Here is a 13,302-nt window from a genome sequence, read left to right on the forward strand (position 1 = left end):
GCTCTCTTCATTCGGTAAAGTCAACCCATGTCCGCTGAGCCGAGCGCCAACGCCCTACGACTTGTAACATCGTTCGCCGCAGGGTGGACGAGATGGGTCGGCGATCTCGTCTATCCCCCGGTCTGCCCCGGCTGCGGCGTGCGGACCGGTGCCCATGGCGGCTTCTGCCCCTCCTGCTGGCGAAAGATCCGCTTCATCGAACGGCCCTATTGCGAGGTGCTCGGCCTGCCGTTCTCCTACGATCCGGGGCCAGGCATCTTGTCGGCCCAGGCGATCGCCGATCCGCCCGTCTTCGACCGGCTGCGCTCGGCGGCGATCTTCGAGGGGGCGGCGCGCGACCTCGTCCATTCGCTGAAATACAGGGACCGCACCGATCTCGCGCCGATGATGGCGGGCTGGATGCTGCGCGCCGCGGAAACCCATGTGGCGAACTCAGACGGCATCCTGCCGGTTCCGCTGCATCGTTCGCGCTTCGCCTTCAGGAAGTTCAACCAGGCGGCCGAGCTCGGCCGGCATCTGGCGGGGAAGTCCGGCAGGCCTTTCCTGCCGTCGACGCTTATCCGCGTCAAACGGACGAGCCGGCAGGTGGGGCTTTCGGCGCGTGCCCGCGAGGACAATGTGCGGGCCGCGTTCCGGATCGCGCCGGGGCACGAAGCGGACGTTTTCGGCAAGCGGCTGGTGCTGGTCGATGACGTCTACACGACCGGCGCGACCGTCTCCGCCGCCACCCGCGCCTTGCGGCAGGCGGGGGCCGCGGAGGTCACGGTTTTGACCTTTGCAATGGCTGTTTCCGGGCCTATATGACAGAAGAACAAGACAAATTTCGTGCGGCCCCACCGGCTTCCCGCCCGCTCGGCCGCACCCGGAGACGTTCATGGCAGATGTGACCATCTATACACGCGAATATTGCGGCTACTGCGCCCGCGCCAAGGCTCTGCTGGAGTCCAAGGGCGTGAAATATGTCGAGCACGACGCGACCTATTCGAAGGAGCTTCGCGAGGAAATGATCGGCAAGGCGAACGGCCGCTCGACCTTTCCGCAGATCTTCATCAACGGGCAGCATGTCGGAGGCTGCGACGACCTCCATGCGCTGGACCGGGCCGGCAAGCTGGACCCGATGCTGGCCGCGGCCTGAGGCGGGGTTTTCGAGGAGCGGATCATGGTATTCAAGGCTGCAGCGATCCAGATGTGCTCCGGCGTCGACCCGGAGAAGAACGCCGCCGACATGGCCCGGCTGGTACGCGATGCCGCCGCACAGGGCGCGACCTATATCCAGACGCCGGAAATGACCGGCGCGCTGCAGCGCGACCGAAAGGCGATGCGGGAAGTCCTCCGCGACGAGGTAAACGACATCATCGTTGCGACCGCCCGCGGCCTTGCCAGCGAGCTCGACATCCACCTGCATATCGGCTCGACGGCGATCGCGAGGGATGACGGCAAGATCGCCAACCGCGCCTTCCTTTTCGCGCCGGACGGCCGGCAGGTCGCAACCTACGACAAGATCCACATGTTCGACGTCGATCTCGACAACGGCGAGAGCTGGCGCGAGAGCTCGGCCTATGAGCCCGGCGCCGAGGCAAAGGTGGCCGACCTGCCGTTCGGCAGGCTCGGCTTCGCGATCTGCTACGACGTGCGCTTCCCGCAGCTCTTCCGTTCGGAAGCGCTGGCCGGCGCGGAGATCCTCACCGTTCCCGCCGCCTTCACCCGGCAGACGGGCGAGGCGCATTGGGAAATCCTGCTGCGCGCCCGCGCCATCGAAAACGGCGCCTTTGTGATCGCCGCCGCGCAGGCCGGCCTGCACGAGGACGGCCGCGAGACCTTCGGCCATTCGATGATCGTCGATCCCTGGGGCAAGGTGCTGGCGTCCGCCGGCGGAACCGGCGAGGCGGTCGTGCTCGCCGAGATCGACATCGCGGCGGTGAAGGCCGCGCGCGGAAAAATCCCCAACCTCAAGAACGCCCGCGAATTCACGCTCGACACGGTGCCTGGCCTCGTATCCGGTGCGGCGGGAGGTGTTGCCGCTTGATCAAGTATACGCTGACCTGTGAAAACGCCCATACGTTCGAAGGCTGGTTTTCGGAAAGCGCCGATTTCGACCGGCAGGTCGAGAGCGGCTTCCTGACCTGCCCGGTATGCAATTCCGCCTCGATCTCCAAGTCGCTGATGGCGCCGTCCGTTTCGACCGCCCGCAAAAAGGAGGCGAAGCGCGAGATGGTGATGGACATGGCCCGCCAGGAGGCGATCGCCAAGCTCAAGCAGGCGGTCGCCGAGATCAAGGCCAATGCCGAGGACGTGGGCGAGAAGTTCCCCGAAGAGGCGCGCAAGATCCATTACGGCGAAGCGGATGCCCGCGGCATCATCGGCCAGGCGAGCCTCGGCGAAGTGCGCGACCTGCTCGAAGAGGGGATCGAGGTGGCGCCGCTGCCGGTGCTGCCGGAAGACGCGAACTGACGGCGTTTCCGCAGAAACTTCATTTCAAAGAACCCGAAGGGCTGGGCCGAATGAAATCCGCCCGGCCCTTCGTGCATGTGGGGACGAAGTGTAGCAGGGGATCGAGGGGCGGGGATGATCCCGGGGCGGAATTGCGAGAGGGACGGCCTCAGATTTCCTCATTGAGGAAGCGCAGATAGTCCCTGGCGCCGTGTATGATGCGGAGGATTCTCACTTCAGAGTTCTCTGCTCGATAGAAGATCAGGTAGGGAGCGAAGACACGCCGGCGAATTCCCGGATGGCTCGATAGCTCCAATACCTCGAAAGCATCGGGCATATGCGCAAGCTCGAAGCAAGCAGCACGCAGACCTTCCATGTAGGTGAGAGCGTGACGGGGGTTCTGATCCAGCAGATATCGGCCGATATCCCTGAGATCTCCGCGCGCTTCCCGAGTGAAAATGACCTTCATCGCGCCGGACGCTTCAGGCCGAGTTCTTCGTAGATGCTATCGAAGGCTTCCTCGATCGACATAAACCGACCAGCCTCGATATCATCGATGCCCTTCTGAAGTTCGGCATCCAACTGCTGGCGCGCGTGTTCACGCTCGAAGCGCTCGCGGAGCACGGTCTCGATGTATTCGCTGGAGGAAGCAAACGAGCCACGTGCCATCTGGTCGCGGACGAAATCCTCGATATCCGGTTCCAGCGTTACTGTGACTTTCACGGCTTCAGCCATCGGTTTTCTCCCAAGAAGGATGACGCGCAGATTACCACGGAACCGGCAGCCTGTGGAAGCGATCACGCCGCCCGTTTCGCCAGCAGCATGTAGTTGACGTCCATGTCGGGGGAGAGGTTCCAGCGGTCCTGCAGCGGGTTGAAGAAGACGCCGGTGCGGTGGATGATCTCCAGGCCCGCCGCATGGAGCGGCTTTTCCAGTTCCTGCGGGCGCACCAGCTTCTCGTATTGATGGGTGCCTCTCGGCAGCCAGCGCAGGATGTTCTCGGCGGCGAAGATCGCGAGCGCCCCCGCCTTGAAGGTGCGGTTGATGGTGGCGACGAACATCAGCCCGCCGGGGCGGACCATTTTCGCGCAGGTGGTGATGAAGAAATCCACGTCCGCCACGTGCTCCACCACTTCCATGTTCAGGACGACGTCGAAGGTCTCGCCGGCTTCGGCAAGCTGTTCGGCGGTGACGGCGCGGTAATCGACCGCCGTGCCGGTCTCGGCCGCATGGGTGGAGGCGATGCCGATATTCTTCTCGGACGGATCGGCGCCGACGACGGTGGCGCCCATGCGGGCGACCGGTTCCGACAGCAGGCCGCCGCCGCAGCCGATATCGAGAATGCGCAGGCCGGACAGCGGCTGGTGGCTTTTCGGGTCACGCCCGAAATTCTCGCAGATGCGGTCGCGGATATAGGCAAGCCGCACGGGATTGAACTTGTGGAGCGGCTTGAACTTGCCGGTCGGGTCCCACCACTCGGCCGCCATCTTCGAGAACCACTCCACCTGCTGCGGGTCAATGGTCGTTCTGGCGGCTTCGGTCATGGTCTTCATCCCTTCGTTTCAGCGCTTGAAGTCGGATGACAGGGATTGGAAGTCAAGAGCGCTTCTTGGGCAAGCGCCGCATTGCCGCATCCTCGGCGCAAGCCAGGACCAGATTCAATTCGGGATTGTCCGGCCTTATCTGCCGAAGGCGGTCCATGACTTTCTTGTAGATCTTGAAGACCTCCGGCTTTTGGTTTGCGATGCAGAGGGGAAGTTCGGCGCAGGCCTTGCCGCTGAGGCCGATTTCCTGCTGGGCGCGGACAGCCAATGCCTGGTGCGGCGAAGGCAGCATCGGGCCGCCGCACATGCGCAGACGACGGCAGGAGCGCAGGTGGCACAGACCATCGCTGATGCATATGAGGGACGAAGCGGCGCGGCAGAGTTCTTCGTGCTGTTCGGCCCGACGCTTTTCGTAGTCGCTGAAGTCCGGGTTATCCATGTCGTGCCTCTCTTGTTGCCGGGCGGATTCCACCCTTGGCGATCCCGATTATTCTTGTTTCGGCCGGGACACGTCGGGTGCCTCGTATTGAATTTTTATATGTGACACGCGACGTGTCCCGTTCAGTCAGTTTTTCCGCGCAACTCCGGTCCCTCTGCGGCGGTCTGGTCTTACGTCCTTGCGGATGCCAGCCGGGTTGTGTGCGACACACGCACGCCCCGCCTTAAGGCGAGAGGGGGACCATTTTCTGCGCAGCCCCCGATGGCCCGCCTGCATCAACGGCAGACCGTCAGGGCACCGGTCCCGCCTCGCCGGCGATGCTTGAACCGGTGTAGCCGAAACGGAACGGGCCGATTGTAGGCACGACTATTGCGAGCGGGGATGAAGGGGGACAAGATATGGTTTATGTGTTTGAAAAGCCGAGAGGGGTGGCCTGAAATCATCCCCGCTTCGGGAGCGAGGACGGCGACGGCGGGAGGAGGGGCGATGGCAATTACGGTGGCCCGGCTGAAGGAACTGCTCGCCTTCGAGGGCGTCCAGCTGGACCTGGCGGACGGCTTTTCCGAGATCCGCGACGGCTACGTTCTGGAGCACCTGCGTTTCCGCCTGCCCGACGGCGAGGAGGTTCGCGGCTTCCTGACGCGGCCGAAGGCCGGATTGACCGCGCCGGGCCCGGCGATCCTCTATGCGCATGCGCATGGCGGCCGCTGGGATATCGGCGCCTCGGAGCTTATCGAGGGGCGGCCCGCGCTCGTCGACGCGCCCGGCCCGGTCCTGGCGCGGGAAGGCTATGTGACGCTGTGCATCGACATGCCGACCTTCGGCGAGCGGGCCGGCGTGACCGAGAACGCGGCCGCCAAGGCGGCGCTCTGGCACGGCAGGACGCTGTTCGGGCAGATGCTTTCCGAACAGGCGGCGGCGCTTTCCTGGCTGGCGACCCGGCCGGAAGTCGATCCGGCGCGGATCGGCGTCACGGGGCTTTCGATGGGCGCGACGCTCGCCTATTTCCTCGCGGCGATCGACGGCCGGGTGAAGGCGGCGGCGCATCTCTGCTGCTACGCGGATTTCGCGACCCTGGTCGAGACCGGCGCGCACGACCTGCACGGCCACTATCTCACCGTGCCGGGCCTGCTCAGAGAGACCTCGACCGGCGAGATCGCCGGGCTCGTCGCGCCGCGGGCCCAGCTCATCACCATCGGCTGGGACGATCCGCTGACGCCGCCCGCGGCGGTGGAGAAGGCCTTTGCCGAAACGGAGGCGGCCTATCTCGAAGCGGAGGCCCTGGGGGCGCTGGTGTTCCTGCCGCAGGCGGGCGTCGGCCACAAGGAGACGCCGGCCATGCGACAGGCGGTGCTGACCTTCTTCAAGGGGTATTTGTGAGGGGGCGTTGTTTGCCCCTCATCCGCCTGCCGGCACGTTCTCCCCGTTCTGACGGGGAGAAGGGGTATGCCGCGCTGGCTTCCTTTACGGCTACGCTGCGTAAGGCACGTCCCCTCGCCCCGTTTACGGGGAGAGGGTGAGGGTGAGGGTGAGGGTGAGGGTGAGGGTGAGGGTGAGGGTGAGGGGCAAGGTTCAGGCGCCCTTCACCCGCAGCCCATTGTCGTCGAACAGATGCAGCGGGGCGCCGGCGATGGAGAAATGGGCTTCGTCGCCGGGTGCGATCTGCTTCTGGCCGGAAACGACGGCGAGCAGTTTTTCGCCGTTCAGGTCCGCATGGATGACGGTTTCGGAGCCGAGCGCTTCGACGAGGCGCACCTTGACCGCCAGGCTGCCGGGATCGTTCGCGAGCGTGATGTGCTGCGGCCGGATGCCGACCGTCAGCTTGTCGCCGACGGAGAGCTTGTGATGGGAAATCGGCACCAGGAGGCGGTGGCCGCCGCCGATGACGAGCGTCACCGTGCCGGTTTCCGCTTCCACGACTTCGCCCTTGAGGAAATTCATGTGCGGCGCGCCGATGAAGCCGGCGACGAAGCGGTTGGCGGGCGTGTTGTAGAGGTCGAGCGGGGTGCCGACCTGCTCGATCCTGCCGGCGCGCATGACGACGATGCGGTGGGCCAGTGTCATCGCCTCCACCTGGTCGTGGGTGACGTAGATCATCGTCGAGCCGATGCGGGCATGCAGCGCGGCGATCTCGGCGCGGGTCGAGACGCGCAGTTCTGCGTCGAGGTTCGACAGCGGCTCGTCGAGCAGGAAGGCGGTGGGGCGGCGCACGATGGCGCGGCCGATCGCGACGCGCTGGCGCTGGCCGCCGGAAAGCTGGCCGGGGCGGCGCTCCAGATAGGGCTCGATCTCCAGCATGCGGGCGGCCTCAGTGATGCGCTCGGCGATCTCCGGCTTCGGCATGTTGGAGTTTTCAAGCCCGAAGGCGAGGTTCTGGCGCACGCTCATATGCGGATAGAGCGCATAGGACTGGAAGACCATGGCAAGGCCGCGGTCGGCGGCGGTGACCTCGTTGACGCGCTTGCCGTCGATCTCGATCTCGCCGCCGGTGACCTTTTCCAATCCCGCGATGGTGCGCAGCAGCGTGGACTTGCCGCAGCCGGACGGACCGACGAAGACGACGAACTCGCCGTCCCTGATATGCAGGTCGATGTCCTTCAGGACATCGACGGCGCCGAAGGATTTCTTGACATCGGTGAGTTTGATTTCGCCCATCGGTGTTCCTTACTTCAAACCGGTGCCGGCAATGCCGGTGGTGATGAAACGCTGCAGGAAGATGAAGACCAGCACCACCGGGATCATCGTCACGACGGTCATGGCCAGGATGAAATGCCACTGGACGTTCAGCTCGCCGGAATAGATGCTCAGACCCACCTGCAGGGTGTAGAGCTCGCGGCGCGACAGGACGATCAGCGGCCAGAGGAAGTCGTTCCAGCGCCAGACGACCGAGAAGATCGCCAGAACCGCGAGCGCGGGCGCGGTGAGAGGCAGGACGATGCGCCAGTAGATCTGCCATTCCGACGCCTTGTCCATGCGCGCCGCGTCGATCAGCTCGTCGGGTATGGTCAGCATGTACTGGCGCAGGATGAAGACGCCGGTGGGGGTGGCGACCGTCGGCAGGATGACGCCCCAGAGGCTGTTGAAGAGGCCGAGCGAGGAGATGATCGAATAGAGCGGCACCATGATGACCGAGAGCGGCACCATCAGCGTCGCGAGGATGATCAGCATGGCGGCGGAGCGGCCGCGGAACTCGTATTTCGACAGCGCGAAGGCGGCCATGGAATTGACGACGAGGGTGATCAGTGTCGCGACGACCGTCACGAAGACGGAGTTCCAGAGGTAGCGCAGGAAATCGAAATGCACGAAGGGTTCGGTGTAGTTCGACGTGGCGAACGAGAGGGTGCGCACCGGCGTGCGGTCGTTCATGTTGACGCGGACGATCTCGCCCGGCGCTTGCGGATCGACCATCTGGGACACGAGGCCGATGCGGCGCACCTCGGCGAGCACGCGCGTCGAGCCGTCGGGCATTTTCGCGTCGTAGAGCTGCAGAGGCTTGTCGTAGCCCTCGACGGTGGCCTGGCTGGTGACATAGGGCAGGATCGACGGCGGGAATTCGGCGAGCGCCGCCGGCGTCTTGAAGGAGGAGAAGGCGAGCCAGACGGCCGGGCCGAACATGATGATCAGGCCGCCGACCAGCCAGATCCAGGTGACGACGTCCGTCCAGTGCCAGCCCCGACCGCCCTTGTTGACCCCCTGGCGGCGAAGAAGGAAACGCGCAGCCGCTCCCATCAGCGTTTCCCCTTGTTTTCCTGTTTGCGGCCGATGCCGAGCTGGAAGAGCGTCAGCACCACGAGGACCACGCCCATCAGGATCGAAGCGGCGGCGGCAAGACCCGGATTGCGCAGCGCCGAAGCGAAGCCGGTCTCGTAGATATACTGCGTAAGGTAAAGCGTGCTGGTGCCCGGACCGCCGCCGGTCAGAACGTAAACCTCGTCGAAGATCTGCACGGCGCGGATCAGCGCCAGAACCACGACGACCAGGAGATTGGGCGCGAGCAGCGGCAGCGTGATGCGCCAGAAGACGCGGGCGGGCCTGGTGCCGTCCATTTCGGCGGCTTCGTAGAGGTCCTTCGGGATCGCCTGCAGGCCGGCGAGCAGGATCAGCGCGTAGAAGCCCATATGGGCCCAGATCGAGACGCCGATCGTGGCGGCGAAGGTCCAGTTGCGGTCGGTGAGCCAGGTATAGGGCTCGGTGCCGCCGAACTCGTAGAGGATGAAGTTCAGGAGGCCCTGGCGCTGCAGGATCCATTTCCAGATCAGGCCGACCACGACCGGGGAAAGCAGGACCGGGAAGAAGAAGACGGCGCGCCAGAAGGAGCGGGCGGCGAGATCCCGGTTGAGGATCAGCGCGGTGATCAGCGCGGTGACGATCATCAGCGCCACCTGCAGGATCACGAACCAGAAGGTGTTGCCGACCGCCGTCCAGAAGGCGTCCTCCTGGCAGGACATGGGATCGAGATAGCTGCCGCAGGTGAAGAGGCGCGCGTACTGGTCGGCGCCGACGAACTGGCGTTCGGACAGGAAGAAGGCGGTGCCGCCGGTCATCGAGTAGACGAAGTTGATGACGAGCGGCAGGAGCACGAAAATGCCGAAGATCAGCATGTTCGGCGCCAGGAAGAAGGCCGCCATGCCGCCGATGCCGGTCGCCTTCTGCAGGCCGCGCAGGGGGGCGTCGACCAGGCGCATGACGAAATGCACGGGCGTCATGAGGAGGGCGCCGAGGCGGGAGAGGGAAGAAGCTGTGCTCATTGGATTGAACTCCTTCCTGTCGCTGAGCTTTGGCCTTTCGCTGCAGGCAAAGCTGTCGGATATGAGGATGAGAGGCGGCGCGGCAAACTCCCGATGATCTCCCCCCTTGTGGGGGAGATGTCACCGGAGGTGACAGAGGGGGGTAGCGACGGTGCGGCAAAGCGGGAGGTTGGCGATTTGCCTAAGCCATACCCCCCTCTGCCCTGCCGGGCATCTCCCCCACAAGGGGGGAGATCGGCTGGGCGCACCGCGGCTTTCCCTTGCATCATTTTCATGCCAGTGCGCCGCCAGTTGATCACTGACCGGCGTCCTTGACCTTCTGGGCGATGTCGGCGTCGATGCGCTGGAAGGCGTCGTCGAGCTTCAGTTCGCCGGCGAGCGTCTGGCCGATGCGGGTGACGACCGCAGCGTAGACCGTGTCGGACCAGCGCCAGCCGGGCAGTTTCAGCGCGGTTTCGGACGTGGACTTGGTCGCCTCAACATATTTGGTGAGGGCGGCCTTCGCCTGTTCGTTGTCCGTCTTGAAATCCAGGCCGCCCTTGTCGACCACGCCCTTGTGGCCGGGCAGGAAGAGGGTGCGCTCGGAGAACTCCTTGACGATGTCTTCGCGGGCGAACCAATCCATGACGGTCGCGACGTCCTTCGGGTTCTTGGTGTACTTGACCGCGACCAGAGCCGCGCCGCCGGGCATGCCGGTGCAGGCGGCCGGGCCGCAGGGGCTGCCGGTCGCGACCCAGTCGAAGCTGTTGCCGATCTTGGTGGCGAGGTTCGCCACCTGCCAGGAGCCGGAATAATAGAAGGCGAGCTGGCCGTTGATGAAGTCGTCGGCGGCGGGCCGGTAGGTGGTGCCGGCGGCCGAGACCCAGACATCCTTGGAGAAGGTGCCGTCCGCCGTCCAGCCGACGAACTTGGTCAGGAAGTCCTTGGCGCCCTTGTCGAGCGGGGCGGGCTTGCCGTCCTGGCCGACATAGTTCGCGCCGTAGGACAGCATCGGAGCGGTGATGCGGTGGCCGGAACGGTCGATCGCCATGGCGAAGGGGACCTGCTGGCTTTCCTTGACCTTTTTGGTGGCCGCCGCCCAGTCATCCCAGGTGGCGTTCGGACCCGGAAGCGGGACGCCGGCCTGATCGAAGAGCGTCTTGTTGGCGAAGCCGCCGGTCAGCGTGATCTGCGTCATGAAGCCGGAGATCTGGTTGGAGCCGTCCGGACGCATCCAGTCGGCCTGGGCGCCGAAATTGTCGTCCCAGTATTTCGCATCCTTGACCAGCGGGCGCAGGTCGAGCCAGTGGCGGGCAAGGTCCTTGATGGCGGTGACGCGGGCGATGTCCGGGCCGTTGCCGGCTTCGAGCTGGACGGGGAGCTGTTCCTTGATGACGCTATAGGCGACATTGTCGAGGATGACGTTGATGCCCGGGTTTTCCTTCATGAAGCGGCCGACGAGGTCCTTCATGACTTCGCCTTCGACGCCGTCCGAATACCACATGATGCGCACGTCGCCGGCGAAAGCCGCCGTCGAGGCCATGAGGGCGAGCGCGGTGCCCGCCAGGATCGATTTCAATTTCATGCTCATTTCCTCCTCTTTATGGACGGGGCCTCCTCCCGTCCGGTTTTATTGCAGCATGCGCCTTGCCGGCAACATGCCGGTCAGGCCGGGCTCAGCATCCTTGCCTCGCCCTTCACGGTGTAATCGGTGCGTGCGATCACGCGGCCTTCCGCCTCCACGCTGCCATCGGCCCGGAAGCGTACGGTACCATATTCCGGGTCTTCGATGACGAACGTGCCGTCGGATTGCTGTTCGGCGGAGAGACCGGCGAAGCGGTTTTCGACGGACGCGAGATCGCCGGCCTCGCAGACGCGGACGATCCAGCGGGTCTTCTGGCCGTTCTTCTGGCCGTACTGGCGCAGTTCCGCGCCGGCCGAAGGGCCTTCGGTCACGAACTGCAGATCGGAACCGGCCCGGAGCAGCACGGCACCGTCGCCGGCGCGGGCGAGCGCCAGGGAGCCGGAAACGCGGCTCTCGTCGAACTCCGCCCTCGGGAACCAGGCGTGGGTGAAATCGGGCTGTTCCTCGTAGGTGGTGAATTCGAGGATCGCGAGGCCGCGATACTGCTGGGCGCGGGGGATGGTGCCGCAGCCGCCCCAATAGGACGGGCGGCCGTAGCCGAACTGGATGGTCTCGCCCGGATGGTTGATCCAGATCGCCGCTTCCGGCCTGTCGCCGAGGCGCAGGTGGAGCACGGTTTCCTGATAACCCCATTCGTCCCAGCGGTAATGGACCGTCGAGCCCATGGCGAAGTTCCGGCCCTTGTAGTGATAAAGGGCGGCGAAGGAATTCTCGCCCTGGGCGAAGCGCCATTCCTGGTGCTGCCCGGCCTGATGATCGGCGATGGCAGCCAGAGAGGCCGGGATTTCGAGGCCGTGGTCGCGCAGGCACACCGCCATCTGCGGCAGGCAATGGACGCGGCGGCCATACCAGCCTTTGCCCCAGAGAAGACGGGCGACGGCGGAAAGCTCCAGCGAACGGCCGGCGCAGAGCGTGTGCTCGTAGGAGCGGCCTTGCGCTGCCGTGACCATGCCGTGATGGGCGGAGCGGGCGATGATTTCGCAGAGGCGCACGATGCCGGCCTTGGCGCGGTCGGCGATGTCCCTGTCCGGCGAGAGCGCGGCGAGCGCCGTCAGGCCCTTGAGGTCGATCGGGAAATAGGGCGCGGAGTTGAATTCCGCCATTTCCCACTTTTCGAAATGGTCGAGCCAGGCGCGGACGCGTTCGGCACCCACCTTCGACTGTTCGGAACCCTTGCGGCCGGAACGGACGAAGGTGGCGTCGGGCAGGAGGTGGCCGGCGAGATAGGCGGAGGTATGGAAGAGGAGCGCGTGGTTTTCCGAGAAATACCACTGCACGTCGTTGCCCGGCTCGTCCATCCAGTAACGATAGTTGAGGATGGCGCCGTCGATGCGGGTACGGGTCTTCTCGTTGATGTCGCTCCCCCAGACGGTGCGCGACCAGATGAGCGGGACGAGCGAGAAATCGGCGCAGTCATGGCAATCCTCGATCGAGGGGAGGATTTCCTCTATCATCGCGTCCGTATCGGGGCCGGCGCGGCCGCTGGCGAGACGGGCGAAGGCGCGGACGGTGTCGCGCTCCGAATATTCGGAGACTTCGGCCAGCGTTTCGGTGATGCGATCCGCGATGGAGGCCGGCGCCTGACCCTGGCGGGCGGCATGGCAGATTTCCACGCCGACGGAGCGGGAGGCGACGAAGCCGCCGGCATTCAGCGTCACGCGCAGGTGGCGGAAATCGGCGGGCGCCTTTTCGGAGGCGCCGACATTGAGGCTCTTGGCGCCAGCCGGCAGCGAGAAGTCGAAATCGAAGCGCTCGCGGGACATGAAGTCGCCTTCGATCGCCACGTTGACCTCAACGTCGATCGGCAGGGCTTCGGCGAAGAGAACGGTGATGTCGCCGCCGAAATAATGCTGGCGGTCGAGATGCATGCCGTCGAGCGCCGTTTCGAGACTTTCCGCGACGGAGCCTGAGACCGGAACCGGGATGGCGACGCTGGCGGCAGGGCCGGAAACGTAATCGAACTGATAGAAATAGCGGGCGTCGCGTTCGGCGAGATCGTCGAAGAACAGGACGATCTCGTTGAGGCCGGCGACGAGCGGCAGTTCGAATTCCTGCTTGGCTTCAAGATTGCGGCTGTAGGGCGCCATCCAGCCGATCTCGGCGCCGTTCAGCCAGAGGACCGCGCCACCGCAGGTGCCGAGGCGGATCTTCGCCGTGCCGGCGGTCTCCGCTTCGATATAGGTGCGGGTCCAGGTAGCGAGCCGGGTCGGGCGGAACCAGAAGCCGGAGAGATCGAGCCTGGGCGAGCCGAAGGGCAGCCACCAGCGCGCCGCCTCGAACTCGCCGCGCACGTCGGGACGTTTTCCCCGATAGGTCTCGGCGAAGATGGTGCGGCAGGGATATTCGTGCGGGATGAAGTTCTTGACCTTGGTGAGGAAGAAGAACGGGTCCATCTCGCCCTTCATCGGGGCGTCCGGCACGTCGAACCGTTCCTGCGCCGTGCGGCCGAGCTGCCAGTAGCGGACGGCTTCGCCCGACTTCAAGGTCTTCCGCATCCAATTCGCTTCAGGGTTCATG

The 13,302-nt window shown here is 64.9% G+C and carries 14 protein-coding genes; 5 read left to right on the top strand and 9 right to left on the bottom strand.

The genetic code is table 11. From position 1 onward, the window contains the following. Window positions 1–27 precede the first annotated feature (27 nt). From QTA58_RS11810 to QTA58_RS11825, 4 genes are all read left to right on the top strand, one after another. A complete protein-coding gene (locus QTA58_RS11810) occupies window positions 28–804 on the top strand; it encodes a ComF family protein (protein WP_289672963.1) in 777 nt (258 codons plus the stop codon). A gap of 70 nt (window positions 805–874) precedes the next feature. Continuing rightward, window positions 875–1,135 carry a glutaredoxin 3 gene (grxC, locus tag QTA58_RS11815; protein ID WP_085419566.1) on the top strand — a complete coding sequence of 87 codons (261 nt, stop codon included), beginning with the start codon at window positions 875–877 and terminating at the stop codon, window positions 1,133–1,135. Between the two features lie 24 nt (window positions 1,136–1,159). Beyond that, a complete protein-coding gene (locus tag QTA58_RS11820; RefSeq protein WP_289672965.1) occupies window positions 1,160–2,026 on the top strand; it encodes a carbon-nitrogen hydrolase family protein in 867 nt (288 codons plus the stop codon). Further along, entirely contained in the window at window positions 2,023–2,451 is a 429-nt protein-coding gene (locus QTA58_RS11825; protein WP_085419564.1) for a DUF1178 family protein, read from the top strand. The genes QTA58_RS11820 and QTA58_RS11825 overlap by 4 nt, the downstream gene beginning before the upstream one ends. Window positions 2,452–2,599: 148 nt before the next feature. Here QTA58_RS11825 and QTA58_RS11830 read toward each other — a convergent pair whose 3' ends face one another. The 4 genes from QTA58_RS11830 to QTA58_RS11845 form a co-directional block, all read right to left on the bottom strand. Further along, on the bottom strand, window positions 2,600–2,899 hold the full coding sequence (locus tag QTA58_RS11830; RefSeq protein ID WP_085419563.1) for a type II toxin-antitoxin system RelE/ParE family toxin: 300 nt from the start codon (window positions 2,897–2,899) through the stop codon (window positions 2,600–2,602). Continuing rightward, window positions 2,896–3,165, bottom strand: coding sequence for a hypothetical protein (locus tag QTA58_RS11835; RefSeq protein ID WP_085419562.1), 270 nt, complete (start codon window positions 3,163–3,165; stop codon window positions 2,896–2,898). Before QTA58_RS11835 ends, QTA58_RS11830 begins: the two co-directional genes overlap by 4 nt. A 62-nt stretch (window positions 3,166–3,227) precedes the next feature. Beyond that, complete coding sequence (gene ubiG / locus QTA58_RS11840) at window positions 3,228–3,974, bottom strand: bifunctional 2-polyprenyl-6-hydroxyphenol methylase/3-demethylubiquinol 3-O-methyltransferase UbiG (protein WP_289673143.1); 747 nt, start codon at window positions 3,972–3,974, stop codon at window positions 3,228–3,230. A 52-nt stretch (window positions 3,975–4,026) separates the two neighbouring features. Then, window positions 4,027–4,446: a hypothetical protein gene (locus QTA58_RS11845; RefSeq protein WP_143531443.1), complete on the bottom strand. Its 420-nt coding sequence runs from the start codon at window positions 4,444–4,446 to the stop codon at window positions 4,027–4,029. A 453-nt stretch (window positions 4,447–4,899) separates the two neighbouring features. Here QTA58_RS11845 and QTA58_RS11850 point away from each other — a divergent pair, with 453 nt between their 5' ends. Then, a complete protein-coding gene (locus QTA58_RS11850; RefSeq protein WP_289672969.1) occupies window positions 4,900–5,793 on the top strand; it encodes a dienelactone hydrolase family protein in 894 nt (297 codons plus the stop codon). A 192-nt stretch (window positions 5,794–5,985) separates the two neighbouring features. Here the strand turns inward: QTA58_RS11850 and ugpC are convergent, their stop codons facing one another. The 5 genes from ugpC to QTA58_RS11875 all read right to left on the bottom strand — a co-directional run bounded on the left by ugpC (window position 5,986) and on the right by QTA58_RS11875 (window position 13,301). After that, entirely contained in the window at window positions 5,986–7,068 is a 1,083-nt protein-coding gene (gene ugpC / locus QTA58_RS11855; RefSeq protein ID WP_289672971.1) for a sn-glycerol-3-phosphate ABC transporter ATP-binding protein UgpC, read from the bottom strand. Between the two features lie 9 nt (window positions 7,069–7,077). After that, on the bottom strand, window positions 7,078–8,142 hold the full coding sequence (locus QTA58_RS11860) for a carbohydrate ABC transporter permease (protein WP_085419558.1): 1,065 nt from the start codon (window positions 8,140–8,142) through the stop codon (window positions 7,078–7,080). Continuing rightward, on the bottom strand, window positions 8,142–9,161 hold the full coding sequence (locus tag QTA58_RS11865; protein ID WP_289672973.1) for a sugar ABC transporter permease: 1,020 nt from the start codon (window positions 9,159–9,161) through the stop codon (window positions 8,142–8,144). The genes QTA58_RS11860 and QTA58_RS11865 overlap by 1 nt, the downstream gene beginning before the upstream one ends. Before the next feature lie 295 nt (window positions 9,162–9,456). Next, complete coding sequence (locus QTA58_RS11870; RefSeq protein WP_289672975.1) at window positions 9,457–10,725, bottom strand: ABC transporter substrate-binding protein; 1,269 nt, start codon at window positions 10,723–10,725, stop codon at window positions 9,457–9,459. Window positions 10,726–10,805: 80 nt separating this feature from the next. Further along, a complete protein-coding gene (locus tag QTA58_RS11875; protein WP_289672976.1) occupies window positions 10,806–13,301 on the bottom strand; it encodes a hypothetical protein in 2,496 nt (831 codons plus the stop codon). Between the last annotated feature and the right edge of the window lies 1 nt (window position 13,302).

Origin of the sequence: Neorhizobium sp. CSC1952, from assembly GCF_030378245.1 — a bacterium.
Taxonomy (GTDB): Bacteria; Pseudomonadota; Alphaproteobacteria; order Rhizobiales; family Rhizobiaceae; genus Neorhizobium; species Neorhizobium oryzae_A.